Annotated in this window: 5 protein-coding genes; 2 read left to right on the top strand and 3 right to left on the bottom strand. The window is 68.3% G+C overall.

What is annotated here, in order from left to right:
- Positions 1-871: 871 nt before the first annotated feature.
- The 3 genes from VF468_05815 to VF468_05805 form a co-directional block, all read right to left on the bottom strand.
- On the bottom strand, positions 872-1,309 hold the full coding sequence (locus tag VF468_05815) for a nuclear transport factor 2 family protein (protein HEX5877829.1): 438 nt from the start codon (positions 1,307-1,309) through the stop codon (positions 872-874).
- 253 nt (positions 1,310-1,562) lie between these two features.
- A complete protein-coding gene (locus VF468_05810; GenBank protein HEX5877828.1) occupies positions 1,563-2,390 on the bottom strand; it encodes an alpha/beta hydrolase in 828 nt (275 codons plus the stop codon).
- Positions 2,391-2,465: 75 nt separating this feature from the next.
- The gene (locus VF468_05805; GenBank protein HEX5877827.1) at positions 2,466-3,353 is read right to left on the bottom strand and encodes an alpha/beta hydrolase; all 888 of its coding nucleotides are present in this window, start codon (positions 3,351-3,353) and stop codon (positions 2,466-2,468) included.
- Positions 3,354-3,708: 355 nt separating this feature from the next.
- Here VF468_05805 and VF468_05800 point away from each other — a divergent pair, with 355 nt between their 5' ends.
- Positions 3,709-4,653, top strand: a complete 945-nt coding sequence (locus tag VF468_05800) for a DUF5996 family protein (GenBank protein HEX5877826.1) — start codon at positions 3,709-3,711, stop codon at positions 4,651-4,653.
- 490 nt (positions 4,654-5,143) lie between these two features.
- A protein-coding gene (locus VF468_05795; GenBank protein HEX5877825.1) for an IS3 family transposase occupies positions 5,144-6,273 on the top strand; the annotation gives its coding sequence in 2 pieces (ribosomal slippage) (positions 5,144-5,405 and positions 5,405-6,273; 1,131 coding nt in all).
- Positions 6,274-6,391: the final 118 nt, after the last annotated feature.

Genomic DNA, 6,391 nt, shown 5'->3' with positions numbered 1-6,391 from the left:
GAGCGACTCCTCACCACCTGACCCGCTGACAGACCGGCCCCACCGCAGGCCCCGGCGCCTGCGGTGGCCGGTATGCTGATGCCCATCTCGAGCCGTTGGCACTTGCGCTCTACGAACCCAGAGATGAGCGGGCTCGTTTGTCTGGTTCTCACTTCGAAACTCATCAGCATTGGTCGCCAGCCGGTGCTAATTGCTGCCAGTCGCTGCTACTTGATCCAGATGCTACGATCGGCATTGACCTTCACAAATGGCTGTTCCTGCTGGTCACCGGACGAGGAGAATAGCCCCAGGGTTTTCCTTACCATTGATGCGCTCTACCGACTGAGCTAGGAGGGCAAGTTACCATTCTGCAGTTCGGCACCGACATTGTAGCCACGACGCTGATGAAGAGACCGGCAAATCGAGCACTCAGCAGCATACAACGCCGACGATGATACCGGCTCGCTGCTGCATCAACCCCGCCAACGCCCTCCTCATCAGCTCACCCCTTCGCCGTCCACGCCCACGCTCCAGGCTCCTCCCAACGCCGACTTCACGTCCTGACCTCGCGGCCACGCAGGCACCCGGCTAGGGAACCCGGCGGCACCAGACCGCAAGCGGTGAGCCCTGAACGCGAACTCACCGCAGCCCTCACGGCCTTAACGCAGACTGGAGGCCGCTCGGCCGTCCCAGGCGGAGGTCACGCCGGTCGCTTCGGCCGTCGCCACGCACCGCGGAGCCGACCTCGGCCATCACCCGCAGCAGCCTCCCGTCGTCGGCTCGGCCACCACCGCCCACGTGGACTGCCCACCCCTTGCCGACGCTGACCGGGCGGGTGCTGGGCCAGGCCAGGTAGCCTGTGCACATGGGCGACGGCGACCGCACCCGCACGTCAACTCCGAGGTTGTACTCGGGTCCACAGGTCGTTGAACGAGATGCTGTCGTAGAAGGCGGTGCCGTCGATGACCTTGCCGTCGCGCAGCTGCAGGAACCACGCGTAGCTGTTCTGGTAGGGCTGGCCGTCGTTGGCGATCCCGCGGCCGTCCCACAGGACGATCACGGTGTCGCCGTCGGCGTGGACCGAGCGGATCGTGATCGGGCGGAAGGGCGCTGATGGCCTGAATCGCGCGCCAAAGGGCGTCAGCACCTCGTCGATGAACTGCTGCCTGCTCCCGTACTCCTTGGATGCCAGCGAATGCCCCTCGATCCGCCAGACCATCTCGGGGGCGAACACGTCGCTGATCGCGCCGGTTCCTTGCTGCCATGCGTCGAAGGCCTGGCGGATGGTTTGTCGGTTGGCTTCGGTGCGGGTGTTGGGCGTATCGATCATTGGCTCGCTCTTCGGTCTCGAGGTGCAGGGTCGGGGTGGGTCGCTAGGAGTCTGCCGAGGGATCAGTCGTCGAGGACACGCGGCAGGAACTGCTCGATGTAGCCCCACGCCGTCACCCCGTCGTTGGCCGCCTTGGTGACCACCGCCCGGCGTAGGAGTGGCCTCAGTACGATCGGGCGGTCGATGCGCTCCAGAATGCTGCCCAGGTATCCCGCAGCACCGATGTCACAGGGGCAAGCTCCGACGATCGGGCTCAGGCGTTGAGGAAGTCGAGCAGGTCGGTGTTGAACTGGTCCTTGGTCGGGGCGACCTGGGCCAGGCCGTGGGCGGCACCCGGATACACCTTCAGGGTGGCGTCGGGGACCAGCTCGACGGCCCGGCGGGCCGAGGCGTCGATGGGGACGATCTGGTCGTCGTCGCCATGCACGATCAGGGTCGGCACGTCGATCCGCTTGAGGTCCTCGGTGAGGTCGGTCTCGGAGAACGCCTTGATGCAGTCATAGGCCCCCTTGAGGCCGACCTGCATGCTCCACAGCCAGAAGCTGTCCCGCATGCCCTGCGACACCTGGTTGCCGGGTCGGTTGGCGCCGTAAAACGGCTCGCTCAGGTCCTGGTAGAACTGGCTGCGGTCGCCGGCGACGCCGGCCCGGATGGCGTCGAAGGCCTCGATCGGGGTCGCTTGCGGGTTGGCGTCGGTCTTGAGCATCAGCGGGGTGATCGCCCCCAGCAGCACGAGCTTGGCGACCCGGCCGGTGCCGTGGCGGCCGAGGTAGCGGGTGACCTCGCCGCCGCCGGTGGAGTGGCCGACCAGCACGGCGTTGCGCACGTCCAGGGTGTCCAGAAGCTGGGCGAGGTCGTCGGCGTAGGTGTCCAGGTCATGGCCGGTCCAGGGCTGGCTGGAGCGGCCGTGGGCGCGGCGGTCATGCGCGACGGCCCGGTAGCCACTGGAGGCGACCAGCATCAGCTGGTCGTCCCAGGCGTCGGCGTTCAGGGGCCAGCCGTGGCTGAACACCACCGGCTGCCCGGAGCCCCAGTCCTTGTAGAAGATCTCGGTCCCGTCGCGGGTGGTGATGGTGGCCATCGGGCTCCTCCTTGTGGTCGATGACCAGTTGCAGGACCTTCAGCCGGACACCAGCCGGTGCTCCCGACGGCTGGTTCAGCTGGTGCTGCGCGCCGCGGCGACGATCAGGCGGGTCACCGCGCCAGGCCGGGAGATCATCGACAAGTGCGAGGCCTTGACCTTGACGATCCGGGCACCGGCCCGCTCGGCCATGAACAGCTGGGTCGCCGGCAGGATCAGGCGGTCAAGCGTGCCGACCAGCGCCCAGGACGGAATCTCGGCCCAGGCCGGTGGCCCGGACTCTTGGACGAGAGTGAGGGTCGAGCCGGGCCGCTGGGTGGCGGCCAGGACGGCCGCCTGCTTGGCGGGCAGGTCGTTGGCGAGACAGGCCGGGAACAGGCGCTGCTTGACATAGGCGTCCACGATTTCTGGCGGGGCGCCGGGGATGGGCCGCAGGTCGAAGATCTCGGTGGGGGGACCGAGCACACAGGAGCCGGGCGAGGTCCCGAGGAGCTGGGGGAGGGTCTCGCCCTGGTCGGGGAGGAAGGCGTCGACATACACCAGCGCCTTGACGTTGGCATTGCCGGTGGCGGCGTTGGTGATGACCGCGCCGCCGTAGGAGTGGCCGACCAGCACGATGGGGCCGGGGACGCTGCTCAGGAAGGCGGCCAGATAGGCGCTGTCGTCGGGGAGCGAGCGCAGCGGGGTGGGGAACGCGATGACGGTGTAGCCCTGGCGTTGCAGGCGGGCCACCACCTGGTCCCAGCTGCCGCTGTCGGCCCAGGCGCCGTGCACCAGCACCACGGTCGGCTTGGACCCTCCATGTGAGGTTGCTGCACCAGCCGTGGCTGCGCCGGCGGTGGTAGAGCCGGCGGCGTCGGCGGCCCCGACCTGGCTCAGGACCAGACCGGCCAGGCTGGCCAGGAGCGCGGCGGTCACGATCCAGCGCAGCCGTGGCCGGCGGATCGCTCGCAGGTAGGTCATGGCACTTCCTTCCACTCTCGGCGTGCGAGGATCGAGGGAGAGGAACCGTGCTGAGGCGACCAAGGCAGCCTGAACCCACCAAACCACGTGGTCAAGCAAACTCCTCGGGAACCGGATCGAACGGTCGATGCCGTCGGCGCCGCCCTCTTGTGGGCCTCGTTAGCCGCTGCCAGCCTTCGAGACATGCAGCTGAATCAGCCAAAGAGAGTGACGCGACCTCCTAGCAGCACGACGCGCCGGCTGGTCGCCGGGTTGGCGTTGGTGGGGCCACTGGTCCAGGTGCGATCCTCAACAGGTCGCTCATCCTGAACGTCTCAGGCCATGTACAGGGTCGCGTGACCGAAACAGGTGCTGCATGGAGCTGTTCCCCCCGATGCCGCTGGCCGAGTGGCGGGAGACCAAGGAGACGCTGCATCGGTTCTGCCAGGTCGTCGGAAAGATCCGGCTGGCCACCAGCAGCCGGCGCAACCACTGGTGGAACGTGCCCTTCCACCTCACCGGCCGGGGCACCACCACCCGGCCCATGGGCCAGGCCGACGGCAACCCGATCTTCACCATCGACTTCGACTTCGTCGACCACCAGCTGCGCATCCACACCCTGGACGGCCGGACCGAGTCATTCCCGCTTGGTGGCCAGTCGGTGGCCAGCTTCCACCGCAACCTCTTCGAGGCGCTGGACCGGCTCGGGATCAAAGCATCCATCGCCATCTCCAGGCCGTTCGACCTACCCGATGCCGACCGGCGGTTCGCGGACGACACCGACCACGCCAGCTATGACCCGGCCTGGGCCAGCCGCTACTGGCAGGTCCTCAGTCAGGTCAACCTGGTCCTGGAGGAGTTCGCGGCCCGGTTCTCGGGCAAGGTCAGCCCGGTCCACCACTTCTGGCACACCTTCGACATCGCCCACACCCGCTTCTCCGACCGCCACGTGGACCAGCCGGCCACCGCCGACCCGGTGACCCGGGAGGCGTACTCGCGGGAGGTGATCAGCTTCGGCTTCTGGTTCGGAGACGACCGCTTCGCCGAGCCGGCGTTCTACGCCTACACCGCCCCGGAACCGCCAGGACTGGCCGACCAGCCGCTGGAGCCGGAGGCGGCCTGGTGGGACCCGCGCGACGGCAGCCACCTGGCCGTCCTGCGCTATGACGACGCCCGCGCCAGCCACGACCCCCGCGCCACCGTGCTGGACTTCTACGAGAGCGCCTATCAGGCCGGCGCCCGCCTGGCCGGCTGGGACATCGGGCGCCTGGCCTGCCCCGGCGGGATCACCGACCCACGGCTGCGCCCGCACAATGGCTGATCGTTCCTCTCCGGAACGCCGAGCCTCGGATCACCTCAGGGGAGCCGCAACAGCGAACGTCTACCTGCTTCATGAGTCCCGTCCTCGCCGCCCTGCTGACCAAGGCGCCCCCACCGCCGGGGTGATTCCGCCGGAATCGCGACAAGCAGCAGCGGTCCGCTGCCGACCGACAACGTGGCTGCAGCATGCAAGCTAGCTTCGGCGCGACCGCTATGACCACCAGCAAGAGCACGGCTTTGACTTCTGGGTCCTGCGCGACCCCTGGGGCAACGAGTTCTGCGTGCTCCAACCGAACCTCCCCGAGCTGCTCGCCCGGCGCCGGCCATGGCCTACCTAACTCTGGGAACAGCATCGGCGTCGGAGCCTGGACCAGAGTGACCCCAGACTGACCTGCGCTGCGAACGGCAACCGGTAGCACCCCTGACCTGACCCCTTGTGATTGGTCCAGCTGATATGAGAGTCCGATCGCCCCGACGGGCAGGAGGACTCGATGAAGCAACGCCGCCACACCCCCGAGCAGATCATCCGCAAGCTCCGGGAGGCCGACCGGCTGCTGGCCGAGGGCCAAGAAGTCCCCGAGGTCGCCAAGGCGCTGGAGATCAGCGAGGCGACCTACCACCGCTGGCGGGCCCAATACGGCGGGCTCAAGGCCGACGACGTCCGCCGGCTCAAGGAGCTGGAGAGCGAGAACGCCCGGCTGAAGCGGATCGTGGCCGACAAGGAGCTGCAGATCGAAGCCTTGAAGGAGCTGGGCAGGGGAAACTGGTGAGCCCGGCCCGCCGGCGCCGCGCCGTCGAGCACCTGCAGCGGGTGTTCGGCGTGTCGCAGCGGTGGGCGTGCCAGCTGGTCGGGCAACACCGCAGCACCCAACGTCACCAGCCGGTCGAGCCCGATCGGGACCGGGCCCTGCGTCAGCAGCTCCGTGCCTTCAGCCGGGCCCATCCCCGCTGGGGCTATCGCCGCGCCCACGCCCAGCTCGTCGGGCAGGGCTGGGTGGTCAACCGCAAGGCCGTCCAGCGGCTCTGGCGCGAGGAGGGCCTGCGGGTCCCGGTCCGACGCCACAAGCGGCAACGGCTGGGAACGTCGACCACGCCAGCGGCCCGGCTGGCCGCTGAGCATCCCGATCATGTGTGGGCGCTGGACTACCAGTTCGACCAGACCCAGGACGGTCGGATCCTCAAGCTGCTCAACGTCGTGGATGAGTACACCCGCGAGGCCCTGACCATCACCGTCAAGCGTCGGATCGACGCCGACGCCACCGTCGCTGTCCTTGACCGCCTGGTCGCCGAGCGCGGCCGGCCACCGCGGTTCATCCGCTGCGACAACGGCCCCGAACTCACCGCCAACGCCCTGCGCGACTGGTGCCGGTTCAACCAGGCCGGAACCAGCTACATCGAACCGGGCTCGCCCTGGCAGAACCCGTACGTGGAAAGCTTCGGCGGCCGGCTCCGCGACGAACTCCTCGCCGTCGAGGCCTTCAGCAGCCTGCTCGAGGCCCAGGTGCTGGTCGAGGACTGGCGCATCGAGTACAACACCCTCCGACCCCACAGCGCCCTGAGCTACCTGACCCCAACCGACTACGCCAAGACCTGGACCACCAACCAACCCGCACTCTCATAGCGGATGGACCAACAACCGGGGCCCGGTCAGTTCTTGAACCCGCGACCGGGAATTCCACGCCGTCGGCAAAGGAGCGGAGCGGGCAGCCGAACAGGCTGCCGCTGCCCAGGCTGCGGAG

The sequence above is a fragment of the Actinomycetota bacterium genome, assembly GCA_036280995.1.
In the GTDB taxonomy this organism is placed as follows: Bacteria; Actinomycetota; CALGFH01; order CALGFH01; family CALGFH01; genus CALGFH01.
The sequence above is the reverse complement of the archived record's forward strand: the minus strand, read 5'-3'. Positions and strand labels throughout refer to the sequence as shown.